Origin of the sequence: Ruminococcus sp. CAG:379 (assembly GCF_000434255.1) — a bacterium.
Taxonomy (GTDB): domain Bacteria; phylum Bacillota; class Clostridia; order Oscillospirales; family Ruminococcaceae; genus Ruminococcus_F; species Ruminococcus_F champanellensis.
Genome location: NZ_FR894888.1, coordinates 1 through 3,068 on the forward strand (window position 1 = coordinate 1; position 3,068 = coordinate 3,068).

Annotated in this window: 1 protein-coding gene; it reads right to left on the bottom strand. The window is 49.1% G+C overall.

Annotated features, from left to right (window positions below):
* Window positions 1–2,745, bottom strand: a 2,745-nt coding sequence (locus tag QVO51_RS05765; RefSeq protein WP_288167912.1) for a glycoside hydrolase family 9 protein, incomplete at its 3' end; no start/stop codon positions are given.
* Window positions 2,746–3,068 lie beyond the last annotated feature (323 nt).

Here is a 3,068-nt window from a genome sequence, read left to right on the forward strand (position 1 = left end):
ATCCTGTGCAACATAACGGGACAGCAGGACGATATCATTGATCTCAATCTTGCCGTTGCAGTCTACGTCACCGTAGAGTGCTGTGCCGGTAGAAGTAGTGGTAGAAGTAGTGCCACCCTCAGTGGTCTTTGCGGTAGTCGCAGGAGTATCACGGTCAACCAGCGGAGCCTCATCTTCCAGGAAGCTTACAACCCAAGCAAACGGAGAGTTCCAGTTGATGGTAACCTCGTTTACGGACCAAGCCTCAACGCTGTCGATGTAGCAGAGCTGCGGAGCCAGAGTACCCAGCTTATAGCCCATACCTCTTACATACGGATCCTGAATACCGGAGTTTGCACCACCGGACATTACGCCGGAAGGAGCATACGGGAAGGAACTATCCAGCTCATGAGACCAGAATCTGTGGTGAGGATTCTCACAGTGATAGGTACCGTAACCGGTTACATAGGAGAAGTCCATTGCATTGCGTCCGAATACATAGTCCATAGCGGTGGAAACACCGTCGATGTACTTTGCATCCTTGGTGATATCGTAAGCATAAGCCATTACGATCGCATTGTTTACAACGAAGGAGTTAGAACCCCACTCATAACCGTCAACCTCGATCAGCTTGCCGTTCTCGTCATAGCCCAGGTTGATTGCATCAGTAAAGGTTGTGGTACGGTAAGGAATACCATAGCCCTGTTCCTCTTCCTTTGCAACGTAGGTGTCAGCAGCTGCGGTGATGCTGTCAGAAACAGTCTTTGCATCAGCTGCATCCAGTACGTCACGGTTCAGGTACAGAGTCAGAGTACCCAGACCAGCGGTATTACCCCAGTTGAAAGAACCGAAGGAACCGGTGTTCTCGCCGCCTTCCAGGCTGGTGGTCAGCTTGAAGCAGTCAGCGTAGCCCTTCATATCGGTCAGGTAGGTTGCATCCTGTGTAGTAGCATACAGCTCACATGCTGCCCAGTAGAAGTCATCCTTTACATTGGTGTCGCCGTAAGCACCGCCGCCGATTGCCTGATCCAGAGGAGCATACAATTCGGGGTTAGCCTTTGCAGCAGCATAGCTGAGCTTAGCCTGAGCCAGGAGCTTATCAGCATAATCGGAATCAATATCCTTCCACAGACGAGCAGTCTGTGCAGCAGTTGCAACAAAGTTCAGAGTAGCTGCAGTGGACGGGGGCTTTACGATACGGATGGTGCCCCACTCTTCAGCATAGTCATTGGGACGAACGCCCAAACCAGTCCACTTATGGTCGTGGAGCTTATGGAATACCATGTTCTCGTACTTGCCGGTGTCAGCACCGCCGTATTTAGATGCATCATAGGTCATCTTGTAGCCGGAGGGAACAACCATTTCCATCATCCAGTCCATCTCGACCTTGGTCTCATCCAGAATATCCGGGATCTTGTTTCCGTTCTCAGGAATTACAACTGTGCCGGAGTTATCAGCCCACTTGCTTTCCTTGGAATTGTTGTCACTGTCCAGTACACGCTCGTACATGTTGTTCAGGGTCCATACGGAAATACCGCCGTTTACAACGTATTTACCGTGGTCGCCTGCATCGTACCAGCCGCCCTGACCGTTCACTGTACCACTGCTCTTGTCTACGTCAGAACCGTCAGCCTGGTAGGACTTTACCCATTTGGACTGGATGTATGCGGTATCCGGAACGTGACCTGCAACGTGAACCAGATCAGACTTGGACTTGTTCATGCCGGTAGAAGTGATGTACTTCTCTTCCAGATCAATACCGGAACGGTTCTGATAGAAGTAGTTTACAGCATCAGTCAGAATGCCATCGTAAACATCATTGCCGATCTTGAAGGAATAGCTTCCCTTGCCGCCGCAGGAAATGGTGTAAGTACCAGCGGTGGTGAAATCAGAGAAATCCAGAACCTGAATGTACTGCTGGGAATCATCATCGTATCTGGTCTCAGAAGAAGTACCGGTGTATACTTCCTTACCGGAAGCATCCAGCAGAGAGAACTTCTGCGCAGCTGTGCCTTTCTCAACAACAGCAGTTGCCTGCTTCTGCAGTGTGCTGAAGTAACCAACCTGGTTTACACGAACCTGGCCCTCGGGAACGTCCTTCTTCGGGTGCAGAACATCGTAGTCGGTCTTGTCGTCAGTCTTGTCGATCAGAGACATGTTGTCGAACTTCAGCTTCGTACCAGCCGGGAAGCAATCGGTGCTCTGGTGCTCACCAGCACCGCCGAACTGCCATGCCCACTCACCTACTTCAATATTCTCGGTGCAGGTGAAAGTAGATTCAATCTTCAGGGTCTGGTTTGCAGTGACCTGCATACAGTTCCATCCATTTCCTTCGTTGCCACCAAAGCCGTTGTGCCATACCTCACGATACGGAGAACCAGAGTCACCAATCTTGGTATAAATCTGACCACTGGTATCGGAAGTAACTTCAGCCTTTACCTCATAGGTATGACCAGCTTCCAGGATCAGACCTCTGTGACGGAACTGGCAGTCCCAACGGGACTCGCCGCCTTCTGCAGCACCACCCGGGTTTACGATCTCGATGTTGTATGTACCACCATCGATGTCAAACTTCATCTTACCGGGACCGGACTCACAGATGTGCCAAGGTAGACCAACACCACTATTGAAGTCCATCTGTCCAAGCTCCTGACCTGCAAACGCAACCATGGACATGCTCGGAAGCATAGCTGCTGTTGCATTCACAAGAACACAGGCAGTTACCGCACTGGCGGTAACAATTTTGCCGATTTTCTTTTTCAGCATTTTTTACCCTCCCATAAAAAATAAGAAATTATATAACGGGGACCAGCACAGATCCCGCCGTTATAACGAATGGATCCGGACCATCCTGCTTCCATCCAGATATACAGTCTGGAATCAGTTTCGATGAAAAATAACCAGTATTTTTCTCTTTTCCGTAGTTCTATTATAGTGTATCTATACAATTTTGTAAAGGGGGAATCTGAACTTTGTCAACTTCTTATAAACTCAACAGCATATATTTATGCATAATGACCAACGTCAAAAAATAATTCACAGAGCAGGCATAGTCACATGAAAAAAATTACCCGATGTATATACATCGG